Consider the following 26,763-nt stretch of genomic DNA (forward strand, 5'->3'; position numbering starts at 1 on the left):
ACCGAGTCCTTGCTGAATGTAGGAGAGGGGTTTTGAAGAAATCAAGTCGGTCTGGCAAATCCCTACAGACGACCTCCAGGGCAGCGATCGACGATATTCCAGAAGCCTTACGAGACGCACCCATCCCCGCAACGGCCCCCCATCGGCGAAAAAAGGCGGCATGGGTTGGGCGATGCGAAGTCTCATGGCACTGTCTGGCGTTGGCGTTCTTGCCTTCGGAACAGTACTGTGGTTTGTCTGGCAATCCGAGCGATCGTTTTTTGCCCGTTCCAACGCCCAATCCGAAGAAACTGCCGAATCCCAATTCTCAGACACCACCGAACCCACTCCAGAAGACGATAACCTCCTCGGACATCTCCCCTACGAGGAAGCCCCCAAAGACGACCTCGAACCCATTCTCGCCGACGGGAGCCTCAAACTCCGCCGCGCAGCGGCAGAAGCCTATTTAAAAATGAAGGAAACCTAAAAAATAAAAATCCAAGATCGTTCCTCTGAAATTTCTCTTGTTAAAGGATAGCTATTCATGACTGAAGTTTTTGAAAATGTACGCCAGCAGTTCGACAATGCTCCCTATCCTCGTCATCCTTTAGAAGCCTCTCCTAAAGATACACCTCAGACTCTCTACAAGCATAACTGTGCGACAGCATTTTATTATCGCAATCGACAGGTTATCGACCCTCAAAACCTAACAATCCTAGATGCAGGTTGTGGGAGTGGTTATAAAGCACTCGCACTCGCACTTGCAAATCCAGGAGCTAAAATCGTTGGAGTAGATTTTTCCACAAGATCGATCGAACTTGCAAAAAAACGCCTTCAATATCATGAAATAAAAAATGCAGACTTTCACACTCTTTCTTTAGAAGAAGTAGCCAACCTAGGAATCGAATTTGATTATATTAACTGCGATGAAGTTCTCTATCTCCTGCCCGATCCTGTAATCGGATTACAAGCACTAAAAAGCGCTCTTAAACCCAATGGAATTATCCGAAGTAATTTACACAGTCAGTTTCAAAGATTTCGGTACTTTCGCGCTCAAAAACTCTTTGAAATGATGGGATTGATGGAGGAAAACGTTACAGATGGAATGGCGATCGATCTAGTGCGAGATACGATGAATGCCCTTAAAGATTTCGTCGATCTCAAAACTTATACGTGGGGAGAAAAATTGCAAAATAATGAAGAAGGAATTTTAGCCAATTTTCTCCTACGCCAAGATCGGGGCTATACGATACCACAACTATTTGACATCCTCGACCGCGTGGGGTTGGAATTTATTAGTATGGTAAGCTGGCGACAATGGGACGTCATGGATTTGTTTGAAAATCCTGACGACCTTCCAGCATTTTTGGGGTTGAGTTTACCCGAGACCTCTATTATCGAGCGCCTCCATCTATACGAACTCATTCATCCTAACCACCGCTTACTTGACTTCTGGTGTGGAAATCCCGGCACAAGTCAAGCCAAAATTCCCATTGAAAACTGGACACATTGGGATAAAGTACGAGTTCACCTCCATCCTTTGCTCCAGAATTCTTCGACTAAAGCAGCTTTGGAAGCTTGTCTACGCCAACATCGCGGATTTTCCCCTAGCGAGTACTTACCGATTCCCGGTCTGTCCAATGTGTTTGTCGATAGTGTTACGGCGACAGGTTTGTTACCCCTCTTCGATAAACCCCAAACGATGCCAGACCTCGTGACGTTTTGGAAAAAAACTCGTCCCCTCAACCCCATTACCCTCGAACCGACGACGCCGACTGAAGCCTTTGATGCCGTGCGAGATTTACTGGTCACGCTCGAAGATCTCGGATTCGTGATGCTGGAGGGGACAGGATAGGCTGATGGCCGTCAGGGAAGGCCGGGAAGAGACTGTTAACTAAATCTCTTCCCTCAAGAGTTCCTCGGGAGCTTCCTCACCCTCCTATTGGGGAGAGGTACGAGGCTCTCTGCCCCTACTCCTCAGCTCTCCAAAAAAAATTTCCTGGTGGGTGATATGAAATTCCCCCGACGTGGGTAAGTTAACTCCAGGAGCGGAAAGTCAAGCATCCCAAGCCTGAAGGAGAAGCAGCAAATGAAAACTGAATTTAAAGCCAAATTCATCCAACACCTGAGTCAAAAAGAGCGCGAAGAAGGTTTCACCCTGATCGAACTGCTTGTCGTCATCATCATTATCGGTATTCTGGCAGCTATCGCTCTGCCGTCTTTCCTCAACCAAGCGGCGAAAGCGAAGCAGTCTGAAGCCAAAAACACCGTTGGTGCAGTGATGCGCCAGCAACAAGCCCAACGTCTGGACAAAGGTAAATTCTCGTCCGACATGGTGGAACTGGAAGCAGGTCTGCCCAGCCAAACCGCCAACTACACCTATAATATTGCTACAGACGTAACCACCACAGCTCTCGTTAACGCTGTTCCCTCAGACCCAGCAGCACTACGAGCTTACGCAGGTGGTGTTGTGGTCTACGGTTCCGGTCAAACTGCAGCGAAAGCTTGCCAAACCACCGAAGCTAGCGGTACACCTCCCACTGTTAGCCTTACTCCAGGTGCCACGGAAGCCACAGCTGCAGCGAGCTGTGCGAGTACCAACCACGACATGAAGTAAGATAGATACGTGGTAGTCATGAGGAGTAATGCTACTTTGGTTTTTGAATCCTTGCCACGGAAGGATTGTGACCGACCCGCATCATTAGAATGCAGCACTACCAGATACGTAACTTACGCCTAACGTCTGTTTCGTTTTAAGTCTTGCAAAAAATGATTGAAAAAGCGATTGAGTGAAAGGTTATGCTCGATCGCTTTTTCGTGCGATAGCCTGATTTCAAATCTTGTTATGGTGAAATCGTTACGTTGAACCCTTTGACAACTGTGAGTTCCCCTATTGCCTCGTCTACCTTCGATGCCTTCTATCGAGGCGACTATGCCGAAGCCGCTATAGCTTTTGAAAATGCCATAGACGGTGCTCCAGAACAAACCCAGTATTACGCCTATCTCGGTCTCGCCTACCTGTTGCAGGGCGCTGAAGCTGAAGCTCAACTGGCCTGGATGACCCCAGAAATTGAAGGACTCTCCGACAACTGGGGGCGAGAACTTTCAGACGTTCTACAACAAGAAGTCCAACAACTCGATCCGAAACAGGCTTGGCTCCTGCGCCAACACCTTCGAGAACTCGTTCCCGACGATTTAGAAAATCTACTGAAACTGCTACAACTATCTCTGAACTCGAACTTATGGGTGGACGGCGATCCTCTAGTAGAACAAGTATGTCATTGCCTCCAAGTCACCGCGATCGATGGCGTTCCCCAAGAAGCCCTGTGGAATACTCTCGATCGCCTTCTCGAACAGACTCCCAACCTTCCCGAGAGTTTAAACTTGTGTCGCATTGCAGCCACTCGCCTCCTTTCCACTTCCCAATTTATCGATCGACTGCTCGATCGCGCTAAACACCTCGAATTCGCCAACCAGAACCCAGATGCTCTGCAACTCGGACAACTCTGTCTCGAACTCGACGCAAGTCACTTCCGGGCGCTCGTTGAAACTGCACGATTTTTCCAAAATAGTTGGGACAACATCACTAGCTTTGACTATCTCGATCGCGCGATCGCTGTAGCCGAAACCCTTCCCCAAAAAATCCTCGCCTCTCACCTCAAACTCCGAGGATTGATGCGAGCGGCCGGATACTGGCAACAAGCTAAAACCCTCTACACCGAACACCGACGAGATCTGGCAACCCTCGTTACCAACCTCGACGACATCTCTCTCGACTTTGCCTCTCGCATTATCACTGCTGGGTCGATGATGGCCTACTTTATCGACGATCTCGTCAGTTACCGCCAACTGCGAAACCAAATTAGTGCCGCCTGTCAACACCACCTGCACCAGCATCTGAGCGATCGCGTCAGTCGATACCAACAACGCCCCACCTCCGGACACCGCGACGTTCTCAAAGTTGGCTATCTGTCCGAATGTTTTCGCCAGCATTCCGTGGGTTGGTTAATGCGATGGTTGTTGCAGCACCACGATCGCGATCGCTTTGAAATTCACCTCTACTCACTCCAGCATACTGGAGACGCCCTCCAACAAACTTTCGCCGCTGCCGAAAGTCCGAACTTTCACGAACTTCCCTACTCCGCTCTTACTGTCGCCGATCGAATCGATCGAGACGAGATCGATATTCTTGTCGATCTCGACAGTGTGACCTCCAACTGTGGTTGTTCTGCCCTCGCTCTCAAGCCAGCACCCATCCAAGTTACCTGGCTGGGGTCAGATGCCTCGGGTATCCCTGCTGTCGATTACTTCATCAGCGATCCCTACGTTCTCCCCGAGGATGCCCAAAATTACTACAGCGAAACGCTCTGGCAACTTCCTCAAACCTATATTGCTGTAGATGGCTTTGAAATTGGCGTTCCTACCCTGCGGCGCGATCGCCTTGGTATTCCCCCCGACGCTGTAGTGTACTTCAGTTCTCAAACTGGCTACAAACGCAATCCCGATAATATTCGCCTGCAACTGCAAATTTTGCGGGAGGTTCCCAACAGCTTTTTTCTCATCAAAGGTGCTTACACCAATCTCGACTCCGTGCGGCGCGCTTTTGAAGAACTGGCAGAGGCCGAAGGTGTTGCCCGCGATCGCCTGCGATTTCTCCCCACTGCCATCTCCGAAGCCGTTCACCGAGCTAACATCGGCATCGCCGACGTCGTTCTCGATACCTATCCCTACAACGGCACGACCACTACGCTAGAAACTTTATGGGTAGGCGTTCCCGTTGTCACGAGAGTAGGGCAGCAATTTGCCAGTCGCCAGGGATACACGCTTTTAAAAAACGTCGGTGTCGAAGCGGGCATGGCTTTTACCGATGAAGAGTACGTCGAATGGGGGGTTCGCCTGGGGAAAGATACCGAACTGCGAAAAACCGTGAGCCAACAACTGCGCGACTCCCGAAAAACAGCGCCGTTGTGGAACGCCCGACAGTTTACGCGAGAAATGGAACGTGCCTATGAGAGAATGTGGAAACTGCGGTGAGTTTGAGTTCGCTCAACTGTCACCTGTTGTTTGACGTTCGCGCACCACATCCCGATAAAACTGTTCTAAAGCTTCAACACAGGTCGTATCTTCATAGACGCGATCTTGGTTTTGGCGAGTTTTAGCAATAATTTCCTGTCGCCAATCCGAATCGAGTCCCAACCGGACGGCGATCTCAATATATTCGGCTTCGGTAGTGGCGATCGTCTCCGTAACGCCGAGCATTTTTAAAATGGCGTAGGAATGGCGACCCCGCATAAATTCACCGGGACAGGTAACGATCGGTAAATTACAAGCAATCGCTTCGAGGGTGGTATTGCCTCCCGACCAACTGAAAGTATCGAGGTAAATATCGGAAACTTGATTTAAGTTCCAATAGCTGACTTGGTCGAGTCGGGGGAGGATTTTACAAAAGCGATCGCTCTCCAAGCCAAACGCAGAAAATGCCCGATCTAACCGACAGCGAAAAAGTTCGGTTACGGCAGGTCGATCGTGGGATAAAAAAGCAAATTGTGCTTGGGGAACTTGACGCGCAATTTCAGCAAAAATATAATCATATTGAGGTAGATATTTATAAAGAGATTGACAAGATAAATAAACAATTGAGTCATCTCTTAAATGAAAATTATTGCGAGTTTTATTTGTTATAGAAACTTTGGGTTTTTCATAACACATACCAATGTTCGGCAATAAAAACAAAGTTTCACTGTAATGTTCTTGGGCATTTTTCGGCTCCATTAACTCGCAGGATAAGAAGTAATCGACTGTGGGAAGTCCCGAAGTGACAGGGTGACACCATGTCGTGCATTGAACGGGAGCCAGACGCATTGCCGCCAATAAAGTCGATTTCGGATACATTCCAATATCTAAAAAAATAAGAATATGAAGATCGTCGTTGAAAAGGTATTGGGCAATGTCTTCCACCTTAGCATCCTTGAACTGTCGAAAAGAATAGCTGTATTGTTGGAATCGTTTTGATTCAGCATCTTCTTTCGGTCCGAGATGGTAACTGTAAATTTCAAAATCTTGAGAATCTGCGTGTTTTAACCATCCTAAACAGAGTTTACTAACTGAACTTGACTTCATAAAATAAGAAACATAACCAATGCGAATTTTGTCGTCCTTTAATAACGAAGGCATTAGCTTCGGCTTTACCCAATTGGGGTAGTTTGCAGCTAGAACTTTATAAACAAAGTTTCCATATTCTTCTTGGTATTCTCGATCGTTTTTTCCTTGATAAGCAAGATAAAAATTGACGTGCCATCCTACTCCAAACAAAATACTTTTTTTTGTTTCTGAGTCAGTTAAATTTGTTTGTCGAATTAATTGATGTAAAGATGTTTTGAATTTATGTCGATAAGTTTCAATTTGTTCGAGACTTTCGTACAAGATCGGGAGTTCCAAATCTTTCTGCAGAGTTGCTCGCTGGAGATTATCGTTTAGACGTTCGTCATCTGAATCGATCTCAGCAGCGTTCTGATAATAATAAATTGCTTCGTTTAAACGATCTTGCATCATTAAAGAATTACCCAAATTGAGATAGATCCCAAAAAGAGGTAACTGTTGTCGTAGTGCTTGATGATAGACAGCTTCAGCTCGAGAATATGCTAAATCTTGATAGTAAATGTTGCCAAGATTGCTATAAGCTTCGAGAAACTGTTTGTCGAGATCGATCGCTCGTTCGTAAGCCTCGATCGCTTGTTGAGTTTGCCCTAGTTTTTCCCAAACTAACCCCAATCCATAATGGATATTGGCACGATTTTTATCGAGTTCGAGACAGTGTTGTAACGTTATCAGTGCCTCATTAGGGCGATCGGTGACATAATACAACATCCCCAAATTAAACCATGCTTCAATCCTGTTGGGATCGCGTTCTATCACCTCTTGATAAGCCAGATCCGCAGCATCGTAATCTTTCTGTTCGTATAATTGAACTGCCTTATTAAACATGACATCGACTAACGGCGAATCTAGCGAATTCCTCAGTTGTTTTAATAGACGAACGACCTCGGGCTGTTGAAACCGATCGACTCCCGTTAAATCGATGTCCGATGAATTCGCGTCCCAAAACAAGACTGCAATGGCCTCGCTCGTCAACTTCTCTGAAAACTGACGAGCTTGTGGATGACTGACGAGAAAATCAGCAATTGCCTGACGAGCTTCTTTAAAAGTACGTTCTCGAACATTGCTCTCTGGCATCGAGTCATCGTGGAACTGTGAAAGTTGCGGCGATCGCACCACGAGTAACGCTGAATCCGCCAAGACCGAACGTGCGAACAACAATCCCATTAAAACCGAACGATAGTCGCTCGAGCCGTTATAAACGTATACCCCGATGCGCTCGTCGAGATCGAATTGGTGTAACTCTAGAAAAAAGTCCGCAATATCCTGAGCGCAAAACGTGACGCGCTCTTCGAGTCCCGCCTCCATCATCGTATCGGCGAACTGTTGAAACGCCGCTTCGGCATCTTCAGCCTCAGCAAAATCGTCCACCGCGTAGGCGAGGATCTCAGGAGCTTCTGACAACGCGGCGACGAAGAGCTTTCCGTCCTCGACCCCAACCTGACAGTACACCTGACTCGGTGCGAGACTCGCGACGGCACATTTCAACCCCGACGCGAGATCGGCAGTTTCCGAATCACTCACTCGAGAGAGCCAGGCGTCAAACAGTCGATCGTTCATAGTCAACTCAGTCGCAAACAGTAGACGATGTCCAGAGGAACATATTTATAGTGTAAAGGGAAGCAAGAAGGAAGACCGAGTTCGGCGAACGATATTTCTCCTGTACTTTTAAAACTGCGCTCTTTTGCGATCGCCCCTCATCATTTCATCTTCCCGTTACCCCCTTCTCCCCAACACGAGCGATCGAGAATGCCAAAATAGAGAGAATATAACGGAAACACCTTTCCTTACCGTCACTCGGCTTGCCATGCCCAGTCTCGATCCGTTTCGATCGCCAGACGCGTTCGATGCCTACCTCGATCGCCATCCCCACTGTATCTCCCCAGATACCCCCCTCAGCGAAGCCTTACCTTGGCTGACCTCCCCAACTCGCCAGTCGAGCGAACCCCTCTGCGTCACCGAGGACGATCGCCTGTTGGGATTCGTGAGTGCCACCGACGCCCTCGCCGTCCTGGCCGATCCCACAGCCGATCGAGACGTCCCCATCCGCCACCTCATACGACCCGTCGAGCGAACGGCAACCCCCGACGACCTCAACCACCTCGATCGCTTACTCGAACTCAGCCTCGATCGCGAAACCCTTCCCCTCATCGAACCCGACGGACGCTTTGCCGGATTGATTTCCCGCAGCCGCCTCCTCAGAGCCTTCTCAGAGCAGCGACGAGAACGAACCTTACTCGATCTCAAATTTCAAACCTCCGAACAGCAACTGCGTCGGATGCTCGAAGCCATGGCCGACGTGGTTCTCGTCGTGGACGCCTCGGGAAACAGCATCAAAATCGCTCCGACCCAAGCCGTCCTCGACGACTCCAGCCCAACCAACCCTCGCCTTATCGATCGCACCATCGATCGATTCCTGCACCCCGAAACCAGCCAACGCTTCCTCGAACCCGTCCGTCGCGCCTTACAAACCCAACAGATCGTCTCGTTTGAATACAGCCTGTCGGTCGATACCCACCCCGTTTGGTTCGCAGCCAACATTTCCCCCATGCCCGAATCCAACACGGCCATCTGGGTCGCCCGAGATATCACCGAACGCAAAAACATCGAAAAAGCCCTGGCCGACCTCACCGAACAGCTCGAACGGCACGTCGACGAACGTACCGAACAACTCCGAGCAGCCAACGAACAGTTACAGCGGGAAATCGCCGAACGCCAAGACATCGAAGCAGCCTTACACCAAAGCGAAGAACGGTTCGAGATCGCACTGAAAAACTCCCCCATTTCCGTATTTACCAAAAACGCCGAACTGCGCTACACCTGGGCGTACAATCCCCCTCCCGGCCTCGACGCCGAAACGCTCGTCGGCAAATGTAACGCCGAAGTCTTTACCCGAGACGACGCACGGCGTCTGACCGACATCGAACAACAGGTTCTCGCCTCGAAGTCCGGCACCCGCGAAGAAATTTGCCTGGTTCTCAACGGAAACTTTCGCTACTACGACTTAACCGTCGAACCGTTATACGACCCCAGCGGAGCCGTTCGCGGTATCGTTTGTGCCAGCATGGACGTGACCGATCGCAAACTCACTGAAGAAGCCCTTAAAACCCTCAACCAAGAACTCGAAACCATCGTCGAAGAACGTACCGCTCAAATCCAAGAGACGAACACCCAACTTTTACAAGCCCTCTCGGCCGAACAAGAACTCAACGAATTGAAATCGCGCTTCGTGACCATGACTTCCCACGAATTTCGCACCCCCTTAACCACCATTCTCGGGTCGGCCGAACTGCTCAAACACTACGGGAATAAATGGAGCGACGAGAAAAAACAAAGCTATCTCGATCGCATCTATACCACCGTCGCACACATGACGCGGTTACTCGACGACGTGCTGACCGTCAGTAAAGCCGAAACCGGACAGCTCGGATTTTCGCCGTCTCCCGTGAACCTGAAAGCCTTGTGCGAAACCCTTATCGACGGGTGCAGCGTCAGCGACGACCGACAGCATCCCGTAAAGTTCTGCCATCGCGGCCCCTGCGACGGAAGCAGCTACGCCCTCGAATTCGACGCACGCCTGTTACGACAAATTTTGGCCAACTTACTCTCAAACGCGATGAAATATTCCCAAGTCGGAACGTCCATCGACTTCGAGGTAGTCTGCCAGGACGATCGCGTCGCGTTCCAAATTCGCGATCGCGGTATTGGAATTCCCGCCGACGATCGAAAGCATCTGTTCGAATCGTTCCATCGAGGAAAAAATGTCGGTAACATACAGGGTAAGGGTTTGGGACTGTCGATCGTCAAAAAGTCCGTGGACTTACACGGAGGAGACATTCAAATCGACAGTGAGGAAGGGCGGGGAACGACCGTGACCGTAACGATTCCATTGAGGCAGGAGCGACAATCGTGACGACGATTTTAGCTATTGAAGACGAAGATTACGTGCGCGATATTCTCGTCGATATGCTCGAAGCCGAAGGGTTCGAGGTTTTACAGGCAGAAAACGGTGTCGTGGGCTGTCAACTGGCGCGAGAACACCAGCCAGATTTGATTTTGTGCGACATCATGATGCCAGAACTCGACGGCTATGGCGTACTCACTCAACTCAACCGGCTTCAGGAGACCGAAACGATTCCGTTTATCTTTCTTTCGGCCAAAGCCGATCGCATCGATTTTCGAGTCGGCATGGATCTCGGCGCCGACGACTATCTCACTAAACCGTTTACCCGCGACGAACTGCTCAGTGCGGTCAGCACGCGGCTGAAAAAGTCCTCTTCCGTCCAGCAACTGTACGCCGAACAACTGCAACAAGCCCAGCAAAGTTATAGCACCCAACTCCAACAAGCGGAAAACCGACTGCGATACTTGCTCTATCACGATAGTTTGACGGAGCTGCCCAACCAACTGGCCCTGCGGGAAAACTTCGATCGCATCGTCGGCGAGTCGGGAATCGACCCGAACGGCCACCTCGATCGCTCGGGGTTCGTCCCCGTCTTGTACGTCGGTCTCGATCGCTTTGCTCGCATCAACGACGAACTCGGCTACGAACTCGGCGATCGCTGTTTGAAAATTGCCGCCAAACGCCTGCAAAATTGTCTCGGCGAAGGGGCAATGCTCTCGCGGATGGGGGGCGACGAGTTCGCCTTAGTCCCCCGTCCCGTCGAACGTCGCGCCGACGCCGAACGTCAAGCTGAGGCGATTCGAGATTCGATCGGAGAACCCTTCGGCCTCGACGGTCGCGAAATTTTCCTGACCGCCAGTATCGGCCTGGCCTTTTACCCGCGAGACGCCAAACACCTCGACACCTTGTTGGGTCAGAGTAAAAAAGCTATGCGCTACGCGCGACAGCAAGGGGGAAATCAAGTCAGAGCGTATACGGCAGCCCTGTTAGATACCTCCGATCGCCTAGCCCTCGAAACGGATTTACGCTACGCTCTCGATCGCAACGAGTTCGCCCTGTACTACCAGCCACAAGTGGATTTGACGACCGGGGAAATCGTCGGCGCCGAAGCCCTGCTGCGTTGGCATCACCCCAGCCGAGGAGCGGTCTCGCCCGGACGGTTCGTTCCCCTGGCCGAGGAAAACGGTTCCATCGTGCCGATCGGCGAATGGGTTCTCAAAACGGCCTGCCAGCAAAGTCTCTCGTGGCAAGAAGCGGGTTTGAAACGGGTACGCGTCGCCGTCAACCTATCTGGGCGACAGTTCGATCGCGCGAGTGCCTCGGACTCCTTTAACCCAGATTTACGTCAGCATTTGACACGACTGTTTCGAGATCTGTCTTTCGACCCTCGCGATTTAGAATTAGAACTGACTGAGACGATTTTGGTACGCAACCCCGAAGCCAGCGTCAGAATGTTAGAAGGATTGAAAGCCGTCGGTGTCAGTATTGCGATCGATGACTTCGGAACGGGTTATTCGTCTTTGGGCTATTTGCAACAGTTTCCCTTCGATATTTTGAAGATCGATCGCTGTTTTGTCGGGGGGATCGATCGCAACCCCACGAACGCAGCGATTACCAAAGCCTCGATCGAAATGGCTCGTCAAATTGGTCTCAAGTCCATCGCTGAAGGGGTCGAAACCCGAGCCGAACTCGAGTTTCTCCGCCAACACGGGTGCGATCGCATGCAGGGCTATTTCTTTAGTCGCCCACTTCCCGCTTCGGAATTTGCCGAACTGCTACGTCAAGGAAAACGACTCGAATTTAGCTAATGTCGCGATCGTCTTTCCGTTCGTCCTCAAATTGTTTTTAAATTGTCGATCGAACCCTTCTAGAAAACTAAAATGGCCGTCCCGTTTTTTGAGTCAATTTACCGATAAGATCTGAAAGAGCTGATGGGCAAAATTCTGATTATCGAAGACGAACAGGATATTCGCGAGATCGTCGTCGAAATTCTTTCCGAAGCGGACTACGAAACCCTCGAAGCCGAAAACGGAGCCGTTGGGATCGAACTCGCCAGTCAACACTCGCTCGATCTGATTATCTGTGACGTGATGATGCCGGAACTCGACGGTTATGGCGTGTTGCGAGCGTTACGGCAAAATCCGGTAACTCAAACAGTCCCCTTTATTTTCCTGACGGCGAAAGCTGAAAAGACCCAAATTCGCCAGGGTATGGAATTGGGGGCCGACGACTATTTACCGAAACCGTTTACGATCGCCGAACTCCTCGCAACAGTGGCGACTCGCTTGGAAAAAAAAGCCACCCTCGAACGCGTCTCTCAATACAAACTCGACGAACTGCGCCACAACCTCACGCGATCGCTCCCTCACGAACTCCTCACCCCTCTCAACGGTATCCTCGGCTACGCCACGTTTTTAGAAGAAGACGGCCACAGTATGGATAGAGCCGAAATTCAGGAAATGGCCGCCAGTATCAGTACGTCAGCCCGGCGATTGCATCACTTAATTCAAAATTTTTTACTCTACGCCCAACTCGAACTCGTCAAAGGCGACTCGCGACGGATGCAGTTGTTGTTACGAGGTCAAACTGAATCGGCTCGCAAGGCGATCGAAACCGTCGCCCGAGAAATCGCCCAACAGTACGATCGCCTCGACGACTTACACCTCCAACTCGACGACGCCTCTCTCGCCGTCGCCGAAAACTGGATTGCCAAAGCGATCGCCGAACTCACCGACAACGCTTTTAAATTCTCTCGAGCGGGAACCCCCGTCAAAGTCCACAGCCAACTCGACGGCGATCGCTTCGTCTTCTCGACTGTCGATCGCGGACGGGGATTTCAACCCGAACAGATCGATCGCGTCGGAGCTTACGAACAGTTCGAGCGCAAAATTTACGAACAGCAAGGATCGGGACTGGGGTTAGCCATCACCAAACGACTCGCCGAACTCAACGGCGGGACGCTCACCATCGATAGCACTCCCGGTCAAACGACGATCGTTTCAGTCACCCTACCCGTCCGGGTGGAAGACGAGGAGATGAGGAGATGAGGAGAGAACAGTCGCCAGTCACCAGTCGCCAGTCGCCAGTCACCAGTCACCAGTCACCAGTCACCAGTCACCAGTCGCCAGTCACCAGTCGCCAGTCGCCAGTCACCAGTCACCAGTCACCAGTCGCCAGTCACCAGTCGCCAGTAAGGAGATGAGAAAGAACTGATTGACAGCTGGCTGTTGGTCGTTCGCTGCTCGCTGTAAACAGCGTTATCAATTATCAATTATCAATTATCGATTATTGGACATGATTCTTCTCCCCGGCTATCGAATCGGTACGCTAATTTACGAAAGCGTTAACTCGTTGGTGTATCGAGGCCAGCGCGAACGCGACGGTCTACCCGTCGTCCTCAAAATTCTCAAAAGCGATCGGGCGACGCCCACCGAACTGGCTCGATACCAACAGGAATATCACATTACCCAACGGCTCGAACTCGACGGCATCGCCCGCGCCTACGAGTTAGCGAAAGACCGCAATACCGTCGCCATCGTCCTCGAAGACTTCGGTGGCGTTTCTCTCCAACAAGAACTGGCCGAACGCCAACTGACCCTCTCGGAATTTCTCTCCATCGCCTCGCAAATTGCCGAAATCCTCGGTCAAATTCACGCAGCTGGCGTCGTTCATAAAGATATCAACCCCGCCAACATTCTCTACAACCGAGAACTCGATCGCGTCAAACTCATCGATTTCGGTATCTCGATCGAACTGTCTCCCGACACTCCCCTGGGAAACCGCAATCCAACCATCCTCGAAGGAACTCTGCCTTATATGTCCCCCGAACAAACGGGGCGCACCAACTGTCCTCTAGACTACCGCAGCGACTTTTACTCCCTCGGCGTCACCTTCTACGAAATGCTCTTGGGACGGCCGACTTTCGACACCACCGATACGATGGAATTGGTTCACTGTCACATCGCCGGACAGCCGACACCCCCGCGAGAACTCGATCCCAGCATTCCTCAAGCGGTTTCCGATATCGTGATGAAACTGCTGGAGAAAACTCCCGAAGAACGCTATCAAAGTGCTTGGGGTATTCAAGTCGATCTCGTGTTGTGTTTGATGCAACTCGAAGCCACCGGAACGATCGAGGATGTCATTCCCGGCGAAAACGATGTCGTCAACCAGTTTCGCATTCCCCCGCAACTGTACGGCCGGGAGATCGAACTGGCTCGATTGCGGGCAGCTTTCGAGCGCGTCGGCGCGATCGCCACTGCGGACGGAAATGCTGTGACAGTTGAAGACAGTCCCCGCCCCGAGTTCTCCCCTCCTGAAGTCGTCTTCGTCGTAGGAGATGCGGGAATCGGTAAGTCCGCTCTGGTCGGCGAAAGCTACAAGCCCGTCCGACATGACAATGCGTCCTCTCACTTCCGCGACCGAGCCTATTTCGTGTCGGGTCAGTTCGAGTCTGGGGAGTCGTTGCGATCGGAAATTCCCTTTGCGCCCGTGGTGGAAGCCGTGCGGGAACTGGTGCGACAACTGCTGACGGAAACAGAAAGCCAACTGGCCGGTTGGCGCGATCGCCTTCTCGAGACGTTGGGCGATGCTTGTCACCTGTTGGTTCGCGCCGTTCCCGAATTAAAACTCGTTCTCGAATCGCCCACCGAACCCGAACTCGGGATCGCTTCCGTTCGCGCCTCTCCAGATGAAAGTTGGGATCGATCTCGACTCAAATCGGCATTGCAGCGGTTTTTACAGGTGTTTTGCCACAGTAACGTCCCGCTCGTCCTCTTTTTCGACAACCTCCAGTGGTCGGACGCGGTAACTCTCGAGATCGTCGAAGCGGCGATTTGCGACCCACACTCGCGATCGCTGCTGGTTATCGGGGCGTACCGCGAGGGAGAAGTCGGCGACGACCACCCGTTACGTTTGCTGCGACATCGGTTACAGCGTCAGTCTGCGGACCGGGAATACCCCGGCCGGGTCGAAACGCTGGTGTTGGACGTCTTGCCCCTCGAGGCGATCGTTCGATTGGTGGCCGATACGCTCGATCGCGATCGCAAATCGGTGATGCCCCTCGCGATGCGGATCGCCCAAAAAACGAACGGCAATCCCTTTTTCGTGCGAGAATTCCTCAAAACTCTCGATCGCGAAAATCTCTTGGTCTTCGACGACGAGTCCATGAGTTGGCAGTGGGATCTCGAACGCATCGACGCTCAGGAAATCGCGGATAACGTTCTCTCTGGTCTGCTGGCGCAACTTCAACAACTCCCCGACCGCGCCCGCGAACTCCTCAGTTTGGGAGCTTGTATGGGCATGGAGTTCGACCTCGACGTTCTCCACGAAATTACTCGAGACCCGTTGCGCGATTTGTTTCACGATTTGGTTCCGGCGTTAGTGGAAGGATTGGTGCAACCTCGGCGGGAACAGTTTGTCACTTCAGAACTCCCTCTCGAGCCGGACGATCGCCCGACGACGTTCTCACCCTCCGATACTTCAACTCGCTCCGATACAGATAGTCTTACAAATATCGATATAAAAAATACCAACGTCACGCTATCGAATTTGACGCCCTCGACTTCTGACAAACGAGGCGTTTTACTCTTGAGCTATCAGTTCCTTCATCCACAAGTCCAGCAAGCCGCTTATTCCCTCGTCGGGGCCGATCGCAAAGACGCTCTTCACTTACAAATCGGTAAAGTCCTGTACCGCCGCCGCACTCAACGCTCCCGAATTGAGTCGGAAACCGAACGGGAAACGAACAGCATTATCGAGGTAGTGCGTCACTGGAACCTCGCTCGCGGGGCGATCGCCGACGACACTGATAAACTTCAACGGGGACGACTGAATTTAGAAGCCGGTCGCCAAAGCTTTAACGAGCGCGACTACACGAGCGCCTTAACCTACGACCTCATCGGCATCGAAGCCCTCCCCATGCCCATGTGGAAAATCTGCCCGGAGTTGGCGTTTTCTCTGCACCTCGAACGGGCGCGGGCGAACCTGTTACAAGGTAACTTCGATCGCACCATCGAATTACTCGACCTTCTCGACCGACAAGCTCCCGACGATGGCGCCCGCATTGAAATCGATCGCCTGGCCGTCGCCGCTTACCAACTCTGCGGACGTTACGGTGAGGCTTTCGATCGCGTCACCGACGCGATCGAACGGGTATCAGTCACCCGTCGCCAGTCGCCAGTCGCCAGTGAAGACAGTTCTCAAGAGACCGGATTGTCTGTGTCTTCCTTGTCTTCCTTGTTTTCCTCGTCCGCCTCGCCTCCGCCAGAGATCCGTCTCGATAGTCTGCCGACTGAAGCGATCGCTCCGACGGCGGAAGAGTCGGCGGTAGGAGAGGTTCTCGCTCGAGCTTTGGTTCTGCTGCACGTCTGCGCGCCCTCTCGAGTCGCTCGTCTGGCGGCTGAGTCACTCGAGCGAGCGCGAACCCTCGGACGCGCGACTTTAGAAATGCCCGTTGCTGCCGCGCTTTACGGAGTCAGTCACCTCGCGGGCGGCGATCGGCCAACCGCTTCGGACTGGGCGAATTTTGCCCGAACGCAAGTCGAGCAACTCGGGGATGGCGATCGCCAGTGTTGGGTGTACGGCATTCTCGGAAGCCACGTTTTACCCTGGACGACGCCTCTGCCCAAGGCGCTGTCGCTGCTAGAGGAAGCCTATCGTCTCAGTACCGAACACGCTGAGATATTCGCCATCGGTTACAGTCTTGCCGAACGTCTGTGTCTGTCGTTTTATGGCGGAAAATCCCTCGAATCCCTCGCCCGAGATGCGACGCAATGGATGGCGTGGTGTCGGAAATACCAACATCGCTGGGCTTTAGACCGCATCGCCAGCGTCATGTTGCCGGTTTCGATGTTGAGCGAAAAAACGCCGCTCCGCAGTCGCGATCGCGCCCCGAGTCAGGACGGGGTCGGGCAAACTGCGACGGCCGGTTCGGCGACGGAATCTCCCTCGACAGACGGCAAATTTCGCTGGGGACAGTTGACCGAATCGATCTTTCTCGAACGGTGTCGGCGTTTCGGCCACGAGTCTTCGGCCGCGTCGTACTACGTTCATAAAGCGTGGGTTCTGTACGGTTTAGAACGATACGAGGAGGCGCTCGAGGCTGCGAGAACGGCTCGAGAGCGGTCGGCGTCTCTGTCGGGATCGATCGCGATCGCCCTCAACGATATGGCGATCGCCCTGTGTTCGACTGCGTTATTCGAGCAGTTTTCCCCTGAAGACCGAGAAAACGCTCGTCGGGAAATCGAGACGGTTCGACAACACCTCGACAGTTGGGCTGAAGTCTGTCCCGAGACGTTCGCGTGTTGGTCGGAATTGGTAACAGCGGAGTGGGAACGGCTGTACGGCCGGAATTTTCAGGCGCTCGATCGCTACGATCGCGCCATCGAACTGGCGTCGGCCAACGATGCCGTGCAGTGGGTGGCGTTAGGAAACGAGTTGGCCGGCCGCTTTTGGTGCGATCGGGGCAAACCGAAAATTGCGAAACTCTATTTCGGTGAAGCTTATGTTGCCTATCAGCGTTGGGGCGCGACGGGAAAGGTGCGGCAGTTCGACCGTCGTTACGGCTCGCTGTTGACGGTGGCAGTGGTGGCCTCTCAGGACGACGAAGAGGGATGGGGCGTCGAGGGCAGTCCCCGCACGAACCGCAGTATCAACTATACGCGATCGCGGGCTGCCGTGTTGGACGTGGCCACGGTCATGAAAGCAGCTCAGGCGTTATCGGGAGAAATCGTCCTCGATCGCCTACTCGACAAGCTCATGGAACTGGCCTTAGAGAACGCGGGGGCTACGGGTGGCTCGATCGTCTTCGTGCAGAACGATCGCCTGACGGTCGAAATTTCTCAGAGAAAAGGTCTTCGCTCGTTGGAAACCACCCAAGATCGCTCGGTTCCGTCGGACGAGTCCCAAGGAACTGCTGTCGGAGGACGGCGATCGCTCCCCGTCGAACAGTGCGATTGTCTTCCTCTCTCGACACTCCATTATGTTGCCAGAACGGGTGAAAGCGTCGTTCTCAACGATGCTACGGCAGAATCGGCTTTCGTCAACGATTCCTATATTCGCGATCGACAGCCCAAATCGCTACTGTGTGCTCCGATTCAGGGTCAAGGAAAGCTCATCGGCATTCTGTATTTAGAAAATAGTTTGACGGCCGGGGCGTTTACGCGCGATCGCCTCGACGTTTTAATGCTACTGTGCGCTCAAGCTGCGATTTCCCTCGAAAACGCCCGCCTCTACGAGAATTTGAAACAGTCGGAACTGCACGAACGGGAACGCGCGACGCAACTGCGAGACTCGCTACAGGAGTTACAACAGGCACAGTTACAGTTGGTGCAGAGCGAGAAAATGGCGACCTTGGGTCAGTTGGTGGCGGGGGTCGCCCATGAAATTAACAATCCCGTGGGATTTGTCGATGCCAACCTCAGCCACGCTCAGGGATACATCGAGGATATTATCGGGTTGCTCGAAATGTATCGGGAAGAATTTCCAGATCCGGGGGAGGATATCGACGCGGAAATCGAGGAAATCGATCTCGATTTTATTGTCAAAGATCTCCCGCAGATTCTCGATTCGATGAAGGTGGGAACCGAACGCATTCGCCAAATCAGTCGATCGCTGCGGACGTTTTCTCGAGCCGATACTTCTGCCAAGGTCGCCGTCGACTTACACGAAGGGATCGACAGTACCTTGATGATTCTCAAACCCCGGTTGAAGTTTACCAAGGAACGCCCCACCATCGAGGTGGTGAAAGAGTACGGCGACCTTCCGCAGATTGAATGTTACGCCGGACAGCTCAACCAGGTGTTTACAAATATCATCGCCAACGCCATCGACGCTCTCGACGAAGCCAGCCGCGATCGCAGCTTTGAAGACCTCGAACGACATCCCAACCGCATCGTCATTCGCACGGAACTCGACGACACTGGCGATCGTGTCAGAATTTGCATCCGAGACAACGGCCCGGGAATGACTGAAGACGTCCGCCAACAAATTTTCGATCGAATGTTCACCACCAAAGCCGTCGGAAAAGGAACGGGGCTGGGGTTATCGATTTCTCGTCAAATTGTCGTCGAAAAACACGGCGGCCAGCTTACCTGTCGTTCGACCCTCGGAGAAGGGACGGAGTTCGTTATTGAAATTCCCACGTCGTAGATGGAGAAAGGAAGAGGGGAAGACAAAGAAGTGAACTGTGGAGTCGGTGCGTGACGAGTTGGCCAGTTCGGCGGCATATTTTTAGGGTTTTTAGGTCACGCACCCTACAACTGGTGACTGGCGACTGTCTTCACTGTTCGCTGTAAAAGTCGAGTACACTAGAAATCGAGTTCGATCGCACGGTTTGTTGACCTTAACCGTTATGTCTACCCTCCTTGGTTTAGTTCTTATCCTCGTTTACGCCGGTGGTGTTTGGAAATTCTGGCAGGGGTTCCACCGCACGAACTTCGAGCGTGGTTTGGGAAACCAACTGACCCTAGCTCTGTTGTGGCCGGTTCTCGTCGTCGCCAACAAATCCTACCGTCAAAACTTTACCAAAGCCCTCAAAGGAGGGCGATAAGACCGCTGGTAAGTTATTCGAGCGTAAGAATTGCCTAATGTCTGTGTCCGATTCCTTGTCCGATCGCATCGATCGCGTTGCCAAACGCTACAACCGAGAATATAGCGGTGGAGCCGTCGATCTTCCCGACGAAGTCGAAGCCATGCCGCTTTTTCGCGAGTGGGCGACGGGAAAACTCCAACAGCGCATCGCCTCGCCGTTTTGGGAAATCGTCAAACCCAAGAAAAACCAACGCTGTCTCGACCTCGGCTGTGGCGTCAGTTTTTTAATTTACCCCTGGACGAGTTGGCAAGCTCTGTTTTACGGACGGGATATCAGTTCTGTCGCCTGCGATGCTCTCAAATCCCGCGCCCCTCAACTCAACTCCAAACTCTTCAAAAGCGTCACCAAAGGCAGCGCACATCATCTCGACGATTACGAAGACGACTTTTTCGATTTGGCGATCGCTACCGGGGTCAGTTGTTACTATTCCCTCGACTATTGGGAACGAGTCATCAACAGCGTGCGCCGCGTCCTCAAACCTGGCGGACAGTTTATTTTCGACGCGATCGACCCCGATTCCGAACTCGCGGAAGACTGGGCGATTCTCGAAACCTACCTCGGGGCGGAAGTGTTTCTCGAACCCCTGACCGAGTGGGAAAAATTAGTGAGATCGACCCGAACCTCGCGTCTGAGAACGCAACCCGGAGAACTGTTTACGCTCTACGGTGCGCGGTGGTAGCCGGTTCGAACAACTGGGTATCTCCACAATACCCGGTTTCTGACCGTTAACCGCAGACCGACTGTTCGATCGCCTCAGCTTGCGTCGGTAAGGCAGCGGTAATAACGTCGCGACCGTCCTCCGTGACGAGAACGTCGTCTTCGATGCGAATTCCACGCACGTCGGCGAAATCCTTCAACCGTTCCCAATTCACCGCATCTTTATATTTATCCCGGTTCGCCGAATCGTTGAGAATACCGGGAACCTGGTAAAATCCCGGTTCGATCGTCACCAACATCGACGGTTTCAAGGGGCGGTGCAAGCGCAAGAAACACAACCCAAAGCGATCGCTTCGCGCCCGAGCGTTTTCATATCCCGCGTAATCCCCCAAATCTTCCATATCGTGAACGTCCAACCCCAGCAAATGACCGATACCGTGGGGGAAGAACAGGGCATAGGCGTCGGTTTCTACCAAACTGTCAGAATCGCCCCGCAGAATACCCAAATCCATCAAGCCTTCGGCGATGGTTTTCGCAGCCAGTAAGTGAACGGTGCGATATTCGACGCCGGGACGCACCGCCGCGATCGCGCGATCGTGGGCGGCCAGCACCACATCGTAAATCGCCCGCTGGGTCGGGGAAAACTGCCCGTTGACCGGCCAAGTGCGCGTAATATCGGACGCCCAACCGTAAGGCGTTTCTGCCCCCACGTCCGCCAGTAACAAGTCTCCGGCTTCGAGGGGATTGTGATACTGCTCGTTATGCAGCACCTCGCCCCGTACCGTCACGATACTGTTGTAGGAACAGGTCATGTTGTGACCGAGGATAACCCCTTCCATCGCCCCCCGCACCTGGGCTTCCCAATGGGCGGTTTTCGTCGCGGCCATTCCCGCTTTGTGGGCTTCGACGGCCACCGAGGCCGCGTGGCGCAACTCCACCAACGCCCCCGCATCGTGCGTCAGGCGCAGTTGGACGATCGCCCGAACGAGATCGCGATCGATCCCGTGCAGAGAGTCCAGAGGCGAGAGCGATCGCTCTAATACCAAAGCTTGCTGCTGTCGTACCGAATCGTCGAGAACGGCGACGGTGGCAGCGTTTTTCGCACGGGCTGGCAGTTCCGACAGCGGAAACGCCGCATCTGCACCGATCGTGCGGGCGATTTCGTGGCGTTTGGGGCGTTCCCCGTGCCAGAGGGCGTCTCCCGGTTCCGGGTTGTCGAGAAATAGTTCTAATTTTCCCCCTTCGAGTCGAACGGCGGCGTTTTCTAGGGGAAGTCCCGCGAAGTAGAGAAAATGACTGCTGGCGCGAAACGGGTAGCGATTGGCGGGAAAGTTGCGGGGTTTACTGCGCCCAGACCAGAGAACGACGGGAAACTCGACTCGTTCGGCCAGGCGCGATCGCCGCTCGCGTAGGGTGGTTTCGAGGGTGCGATCGCGTAACGCAGAGGAGGGGTAGTGACTACCGAGCAGCATGGCGCACACTGTTATCGACTAGCGATTCTTAATTTAACTAATTTAACGGGTTTAGGAGAGTTGAAGGCTAAAAAATTTGCGGGTCGGTGTTCTCCGGCTTGCATATCGAGCAAAACGAACGTGTAGAGTTTGTGCAGGGTTGCGGACGGGTACGAATTGTGTCTTCGATCCAAGGTATCACCCAATCTCGAACGAAATGCCACAATAAAATGAGTGATACGGCGATCGCATGAAACGCTTTCGACAACGACTCGGCAACTGGCTCGAAACCCACTGGGTCAAACCCGCCTATGCAGGGGGGTTGTGTTTGGCACTGTCTCTGTTTTACTTTGCCTCGGCGACAAACACCATGTCGGGGTGGTTGTACGCCATTAGCGGCGCGAATTTTGCCCTCTTGGGACTGGCGGCGATTTTACCGGTGCGATCGCTGCGTCGATTGACCGTGCGCCGACATCCCATCGACCCCGTCAGTTGCGGGGAACGCTTCACGGTCACGCTCGACATCGAAACCCCCCCGTCTCGCCCCGGCGGGTTCGGATCTTTCGGACTCTTGCAGGTGGCTGACGCCATCCCCCACCCACTGGGAAGCTTCCCCAAAACGGCGATCGAAAAGATTCCCGCAGGAGGTCGCCATCGCTGGATTTATACGCAACTGGCTCCCCGTCGCGGCGTCTACCGCTGGAACGAAGTTCAACTGAAAACCGCCGCACCGCTGGGATTGTTTTGGTGTCGCCGCCCTCGTCAAGCACCCGCCAAAGCGATCGTCTATCCGACGGTTCTTCCTTTGCAACGCTGTCCCCTCATCGACGGAATCGGACGAGAAGACAATCCGATTTTTTCAGTCGAGGAACGACACGTACAAGCCGCCTCGGAAGGCTTGACTCGCGCCCTACGTCCCTATCGCTTCGGCGACCCCATGCGGATGATTCACTGGCGCACGAGCGCTCGATACGGAGAGTTACGCGTTCGCGAGCTAGAGGTGTTTCAAAGCGGACTCGATGCGGTTATCGCCCTCGATACGGCTTCGACGTGGAATCCCGAGGCGTTTGAGGAGGCGGCGATCGCTGCGGCGTCGTTATATTTTTATGCGAGTCGCCAACAGCTTAGCGTGAAGTTTTGGAGCGCCCGCACTGGCTCGATTCAAGGCCATCGCGTCGTTCTCGAGGCGTTAGCCGAAGCCCATTTTAACGAAATGCCGATGGGAGAACTGCTTCCCGATCGCCCCACGGTGTGGTTGACGAGTACGCCCGATCGCCTCGGCGATCTTCCGTCTAACAGTCGTTGGGTGCTGTGGTCGGAAACACCGTCAGTCAAATCGCCATATCGGGGAATTGCGATCGCTCCTCAAACCGATCTGCAACAGCAATTGCAATCGATCCCGACTACTCGTTTCAGACCGTGAATTTCGCGATTTTCAACCCTGTTTGAGAAAGCCTCTCGGTTGTCACTCTGGGGATCGCGGATAGAGCTGTACGCCCAGGTCAGCCGGTTTACCGAAATACGGCCAGCTCGTAACGAGAGAACTTACGCCGGTTGCAGCATAGGTTGCGATGTTCTCGCGATCGATTCCGCCCGCCGCCGCCAACTTCAAACGGGGAAATCGAACCTGAAGAACTTTGACCGTTCGTGTCAAAACTTCAGGAGAAAACTTGTCGAATTGGAGAAAATCGATATCGGTTTTCGCGACTTTAAAAGCATCGTCTTCGTGACTGACTTCGACGCCGATCGCTTTTTCGGGAAACCGTTCTCGCAGGTGTTGGGAAAATTGCACGAAGCCTTCGATTCCGCCGAGAAAGGCGAGATGGCGATCGAACACCAACACGGTTTCGGACAAACCCAAACGATGAGGTTGTGCGCCTCCAGCTAAAACAGCTTTCACCGACAAGGCTTTCGTCCCTGGTAAGACTTTGCGAGTGGTGACGACGCACGCTTTCGGATTGACAGAACGAACGATATCGACGAGCGTTTTCGTGCGCGTGGCGATTCCCGAAGCGTGTTCCATGAGGTTGAGAGCGACTCGCCAAGTCTGGTGCAGCGCTCCCGCCGAACCTTCAGCAGTTAGAATTGTTGTATTTTCAGGTAGGTACGTCCCGCTGGCGACGCAATCCTCAACCATCGCACCACATCGCGTCAGAATTCGTACCGCTTCTTCCACCCCACAGACGACGGTGGGGTGGCGAGTGGAAAATTCAATCCGTCCTGGGATTTGGGAAATTCCCAATCCAGTGGTGGTTAAGTCGAAATAGGGAATGTCTTCTCGAACGAGGCGATCGATCTCGGAGTCGCTAAACCAAACCGTCATCTTTCTTCGGCACGGAGACCCCCGCTATAGCCGTTAGGCGATTCGGCGGGAGGAAGTGCCGCCTCCAATGTTAGGTTTACACCGCTTTCTGGATGAATTAAAATGGGAACATGACTCAAGCAATAACGGTTAAATGCAAGCTGATAGTTCCAGCCGAGTTGACCGAAAAGGTCGATGAGACTCTGGTGGGCTTTGCTGAGGCTTGCAACCAAATATTGCAAACAGCTAAAGAACACAATGTCTGGAACACGACCAAGCTGCATCACCTGACGTATAAGCCAGTTCGAGAAGCCACCGAACTCAAAGCCAATCACGTTTGTCAGGCAATTCGCCGCGTCGTCAACCAGCGAAAAGCCACCCAACAAATCCACAAGTTTCGCCCCACCAGCGTTAGCCTCGACGTTCGGACGTTCAAATACATTGAGTCCAAACAACAGGTCGGTGTGACTCTGAAGTCGGGACGGGTCAACTTCGATTTGAAAATCGGTGGCTATCAAATCGCGCTGTTGCGAGGACAAACCCCCACCAGTGCAACGCTGAAGAAAACCCGACAGGGGGATTACTACATCAACATCGTTGTTGAAGTCCCTACCCAACCGAAGGGGAGAACCCCCAAAGTTTTGGGAGTCGATCGGGGTTTGCGAGATATCGCCACCACATCCACCGGGAAATCCTGGAATGGAGAACAACTGAGGGCAACTCGCGAAAAGTACGTTCGTGTACGTGCCTCGATTCAAGCCAAACGCACCAAGTCGGCGAAACGCCTCTTGAGAAGGCTCTCTGGGCGTGAATCGAGGTTTCAAAGTTGGGTCAATCACAACATCAGTAAGGAACTCGTTCGAGAAGCCAAAGCTACCGAGTCTGTAATTGCCTTCGAGGATTTGATGGGGATTCGACTGAACGTCAAGCTCAGGAAAAAGACCCGAACCGAAATTCACCGATGGGCGTTCTACCAACTTCAATTGTTTACCGAGTACAAGGCGAACATCGTAGGAGTCGAGGTTGTTACTGTCGATCCTCGCTACACTTCCCAAACTTGTTCTCGATGCCACCACGTTCACCCCGAACGAGGTAAATCCTATCGCAACGGCAAGCGGTTTAAGTGTGGCTTTTGTGGCTTTGAACATGATGCTGATGTAAACGGAGCGTTAAATATCGCTCAACTGGGGGCTGTTGTAACTCAGCCTGAAATCTCGACCTATGCTTGTCAGTTAGAGGGGCAACTGAGTTTGTTCCCGGTAGGTACGGGTTAGGGATAAAGCCCCCGCTATACCCGTAAGGGTTAGCGGTGGGAATAGTTACCTACTCCTCCGAATTGTCTGAGTTATCCGAGTTCCCCGAGCCGTTATTTTCCTCGTGTTTTCCAACCGAATTCGAGGAAACCATCGCTCCCATCGCTAACTCTTCGCGAACTTTCAGCTCTATTTTTGCAGCAAATTCCGGGTTTTCTATCAAGTAGCGAACCACGTTATCGCGACCTTGACCGATATTGTCACCCTCGTAGTTGTACCACGCGCCGCGACGTTTGATGATGCCCGTTTCTTCCGCTAAATCCAGCAAACAGCCCAGTTGCGAAATGCCTTGACCGAAGAGAATATCGAATTCAGCGATACGGAACGGCGGCGCGACTTTGTTTTTTGCCACTTTCACTTTGGCACGAATACCGTATTCTTCCGACCCTTTCTTGAGGGTTTGAATGCGGCGAATGTCGAGACGTACCGAACAGTAGAATTTCAGAGCGTTCCCCCCAGTCGTCGTTTCGGGGTTGCCGTAAGTGATGCCGATTTTTTGACGCAGTTGGTTGAGGAAAATCACCGTACAGCCAGATTTTCCGATGTTTCCGGTGATTTTCCGCAGGGCTTGGCTCATCAAACGGGCTTGCAATCCGACGTGAGCGTCGCCCATATCGCCTTCAATTTCAGCTCGGGGAACTAACGCCGCAACGGAGTCGATGACGACGAGATCGACGGCGACCGATCGCACCAGTTGATCGACGATTTCCAAGCCCATCTCACCGGTATCCGGTTGAGACACTAGCAGGTTTTCGATATCGACGCCCAACGACGCAGCGTAGGTGGGATCGAGTGCGTGTTCGGCGTCAACAAACGCCGCAATTCCACCGGCTTTTTGCACTTCGGCGATCGCGTGCAGTGCAACGGTGGTTTTTCCCGAACTTTCCGGTCCGTAAATCTCGATGACCCGTCCTTTCGGTAAACCGCCACCCAAGGCTAAATCAAGGGTCAACGCACCGCTAGGAATGGTTTCGACCTTCATACGAGTCGAATCGCCCAACCGTACGATCGCCCCTTTCCCGAAGGAGCGTTCGATTTGGTTGAGAACCATATCTAGGGCTTTCTGCTTGTCGGAATTTTGGGTGATTTGAGTCGCCATGCTTGCCTCGATCGAGTTGAGTTTACGTTGCCTGGATGTTGCGTTGACTAGGGATGCGAGAGCGCGATTTCGCCGCAGATATTTTATTCTAGTACACAATTCCAAAACGCGCCGACAGGTAAATTACAATGTCTATAAGTCTTGTCCTGTAAGGGTTTGATACGGTCGTGAAGACAGTCGCCAGCCTTTTACAGTGAACAGTGAACAGTGAACAGTGAACAGTGGAGACAGTTGACAGTTTCTCCCCCTCTCCCCCTCTCCCTTTCTCCCCCTCTCCCTTTCTCCCCCTCTCCCTTTCTCCCCCTCTCCC

General features: G+C 52.8%; 18 protein-coding genes and 1 pseudogene. 13 read left to right on the plus strand and 6 right to left on the minus strand.

Annotated elements, in window-relative coordinates:
- Nucleotides 1–186: hypothetical protein (locus POG22_RS15970; RefSeq protein ID WP_498906347.1), on the minus strand; the 186-nt coding region annotated here is incomplete at its 3' end.
- Here POG22_RS15970 and POG22_RS15975 point away from each other — a divergent pair.
- The 4 genes from POG22_RS15975 (at nt 185) to POG22_RS15990 (ending at nt 5,013) form a co-directional block, all read left to right on the plus strand.
- Nucleotides 185–466 (plus strand): hypothetical protein, encoded by a 282-nt coding sequence (locus POG22_RS15975; RefSeq protein ID WP_498906348.1) that lies wholly within the window; start codon nt 185–187, stop codon nt 464–466. The two genes, POG22_RS15970 and POG22_RS15975, sit on opposite strands and share 2 nt — an antisense overlap.
- 57 nt (nt 467–523) lie before the next feature.
- Entirely contained in the window at nt 524–1,834 is a 1,311-nt protein-coding gene (locus tag POG22_RS15980) for a class I SAM-dependent methyltransferase (RefSeq protein WP_498906350.1), read from the plus strand.
- A gap of 234 nt (nt 1,835–2,068) precedes the next feature.
- Nucleotides 2,069–2,596, plus strand: coding sequence for a type IV pilin-like G/H family protein (locus POG22_RS15985; protein ID WP_498906352.1), 528 nt, complete (start codon nt 2,069–2,071; stop codon nt 2,594–2,596).
- A 263-nt stretch (nt 2,597–2,859) separates the two neighbouring features.
- Complete coding sequence (locus POG22_RS15990) at nt 2,860–5,013, plus strand: O-linked N-acetylglucosamine transferase, SPINDLY family protein (protein WP_498906354.1); 2,154 nt, start codon at nt 2,860–2,862, stop codon at nt 5,011–5,013.
- A gap of 12 nt (nt 5,014–5,025) precedes the next feature.
- On the opposite strand, the gene POG22_RS15995 is transcribed toward POG22_RS15990, so the two are convergent.
- A complete protein-coding gene (locus POG22_RS15995; protein WP_498906355.1) occupies nt 5,026–7,695 on the minus strand; it encodes an O-linked N-acetylglucosamine transferase family protein in 2,670 nt (889 codons plus the stop codon).
- A 247-nt stretch (nt 7,696–7,942) separates the two neighbouring features.
- Here POG22_RS15995 and POG22_RS16000 point away from each other — a divergent pair, with 247 nt between their 5' ends.
- From POG22_RS16000 to POG22_RS16030, 7 genes are all read left to right on the plus strand, one after another.
- Nucleotides 7,943–10,048, plus strand: coding sequence for an ATP-binding protein (locus tag POG22_RS16000; RefSeq protein WP_498906356.1), 2,106 nt, complete (start codon nt 7,943–7,945; stop codon nt 10,046–10,048).
- The gene (locus POG22_RS16005) at nt 10,045–11,847 is read left to right on the plus strand and encodes a putative bifunctional diguanylate cyclase/phosphodiesterase (RefSeq protein WP_074170922.1); all 1,803 of its coding nucleotides are present in this window, start codon (nt 10,045–10,047) and stop codon (nt 11,845–11,847) included. The genes POG22_RS16000 and POG22_RS16005 overlap by 4 nt, the downstream gene beginning before the upstream one ends.
- A 123-nt stretch (nt 11,848–11,970) precedes the next feature.
- Nucleotides 11,971–13,086 (plus strand): hybrid sensor histidine kinase/response regulator, encoded by a 1,116-nt coding sequence (locus POG22_RS16010; protein ID WP_498906358.1) that lies wholly within the window; start codon nt 11,971–11,973, stop codon nt 13,084–13,086.
- Nucleotides 13,083–13,241, plus strand: coding sequence for a hypothetical protein (locus tag POG22_RS16015; protein ID WP_498906360.1), 159 nt, complete (start codon nt 13,083–13,085; stop codon nt 13,239–13,241). Before POG22_RS16010 ends, POG22_RS16015 begins: the two co-directional genes overlap by 4 nt.
- Before the next feature lie 92 nt (nt 13,242–13,333).
- The gene (locus POG22_RS16020) at nt 13,334–19,189 is read left to right on the plus strand and encodes a protein kinase domain-containing protein (RefSeq protein WP_498906362.1); all 5,856 of its coding nucleotides are present in this window, start codon (nt 13,334–13,336) and stop codon (nt 19,187–19,189) included.
- Between the two features lie 202 nt (nt 19,190–19,391).
- Complete coding sequence (locus POG22_RS16025; RefSeq protein ID WP_017660921.1) at nt 19,392–19,589, plus strand: hypothetical protein; 198 nt, start codon at nt 19,392–19,394, stop codon at nt 19,587–19,589.
- A gap of 37 nt (nt 19,590–19,626) precedes the next feature.
- Nucleotides 19,627–20,310, plus strand: coding sequence for a class I SAM-dependent methyltransferase (locus POG22_RS16030; protein ID WP_498906364.1), 684 nt, complete (start codon nt 19,627–19,629; stop codon nt 20,308–20,310).
- Nucleotides 20,311–20,356: 46 nt separating this feature from the next.
- Here POG22_RS16030 and POG22_RS16035 read toward each other — a convergent pair whose 3' ends face one another.
- Nucleotides 20,357–21,760, minus strand: a complete 1,404-nt coding sequence (locus POG22_RS16035; protein ID WP_498906366.1) for an aminopeptidase P family protein — start codon at nt 21,758–21,760, stop codon at nt 20,357–20,359.
- Nucleotides 21,761–21,989: 229 nt separating this feature from the next.
- On the opposite strand from POG22_RS16035, the gene POG22_RS16040 reads away from it, so the two are divergent.
- Nucleotides 21,990–23,162, plus strand: a complete 1,173-nt coding sequence (locus tag POG22_RS16040; RefSeq protein ID WP_498906368.1) for a DUF58 domain-containing protein — start codon at nt 21,990–21,992, stop codon at nt 23,160–23,162.
- A gap of 42 nt (nt 23,163–23,204) precedes the next feature.
- Here POG22_RS16040 and modD read toward each other — a convergent pair whose 3' ends face one another.
- On the minus strand, nt 23,205–24,062 hold the full coding sequence (modD, locus tag POG22_RS16045) for a ModD protein (RefSeq protein ID WP_498906369.1): 858 nt from the start codon (nt 24,060–24,062) through the stop codon (nt 23,205–23,207).
- Nucleotides 24,063–24,172: 110 nt separating this feature from the next.
- Between modD and POG22_RS16050 the strand changes: the two genes are divergently transcribed.
- The gene (locus POG22_RS16050) at nt 24,173–25,315 is read left to right on the plus strand and encodes an RNA-guided endonuclease InsQ/TnpB family protein (RefSeq protein WP_498906370.1); all 1,143 of its coding nucleotides are present in this window, start codon (nt 24,173–24,175) and stop codon (nt 25,313–25,315) included.
- 49 nt (nt 25,316–25,364) lie between these two features.
- On the opposite strand, the gene recA is transcribed toward POG22_RS16050, so the two are convergent.
- Both recA and POG22_RS16060 read right to left on the minus strand, forming a co-directional pair.
- A complete protein-coding gene (recA, locus tag POG22_RS16055) occupies nt 25,365–26,453 on the minus strand; it encodes a recombinase RecA (protein ID WP_498906372.1) in 1,089 nt (362 codons plus the stop codon).
- A gap of 88 nt (nt 26,454–26,541) precedes the next feature.
- Nucleotides 26,542–26,763 (minus strand): annotated as a pseudogene (locus POG22_RS16060) (hypothetical protein); the annotation flags it as partial.

Source organism: Geitlerinema sp. CS-897 (genome assembly GCF_028368005.1).
Classification (GTDB): domain Bacteria; phylum Cyanobacteriota; class Cyanobacteriia; order Cyanobacteriales; family Geitlerinemataceae; genus Baaleninema; species Baaleninema simplex.

Coding starts and splice junctions, on each gene's coding strand:
- POG22_RS16025 (WP_017660921.1), top strand. CDS start 19,392: ATGTCTACCCTCCTTGGTTTAGTTCTTATCCTCGTTTACGCCGGTGGT.
- POG22_RS15980 (WP_498906350.1), top strand. CDS start 524: ATGACTGAAGTTTTTGAAAATGTACGCCAGCAGTTCGACAATGCTCCC.
- POG22_RS16035 (WP_498906366.1), bottom strand. CDS start 21,760: ATGCTGCTCGGTAGTCACTACCCCTCCTCTGCGTTACGCGATCGCACC.
- POG22_RS16010 (WP_498906358.1), top strand. CDS start 11,971: ATGGGCAAAATTCTGATTATCGAAGACGAACAGGATATTCGCGAGATC.
- POG22_RS16015 (WP_498906360.1), top strand. CDS start 13,083: ATGAGGAGAGAACAGTCGCCAGTCACCAGTCGCCAGTCGCCAGTCACC.
- POG22_RS16000 (WP_498906356.1), top strand. CDS start 7,943: ATGCCCAGTCTCGATCCGTTTCGATCGCCAGACGCGTTCGATGCCTAC.
- POG22_RS15995 (WP_498906355.1), bottom strand. CDS start 7,695: ATGAACGATCGACTGTTTGACGCCTGGCTCTCTCGAGTGAGTGATTCG.
- POG22_RS16040 (WP_498906368.1), top strand. CDS start 21,990: ATGAAACGCTTTCGACAACGACTCGGCAACTGGCTCGAAACCCACTGG.
- recA (WP_498906372.1), bottom strand. CDS start 26,453: ATGGCGACTCAAATCACCCAAAATTCCGACAAGCAGAAAGCCCTAGAT.
- POG22_RS16020 (WP_498906362.1), top strand. CDS start 13,334: ATGATTCTTCTCCCCGGCTATCGAATCGGTACGCTAATTTACGAAAGC.
- POG22_RS16030 (WP_498906364.1), top strand. CDS start 19,627: ATGTCTGTGTCCGATTCCTTGTCCGATCGCATCGATCGCGTTGCCAAA.
- modD (WP_498906369.1), bottom strand. CDS start 24,062: ATGACGGTTTGGTTTAGCGACTCCGAGATCGATCGCCTCGTTCGAGAA.
- POG22_RS15985 (WP_498906352.1), top strand. CDS start 2,069: ATGAAAACTGAATTTAAAGCCAAATTCATCCAACACCTGAGTCAAAAA.
- POG22_RS16050 (WP_498906370.1), top strand. CDS start 24,173: ATGACTCAAGCAATAACGGTTAAATGCAAGCTGATAGTTCCAGCCGAG.
- POG22_RS15975 (WP_498906348.1), top strand. CDS start 185: ATGGCACTGTCTGGCGTTGGCGTTCTTGCCTTCGGAACAGTACTGTGG.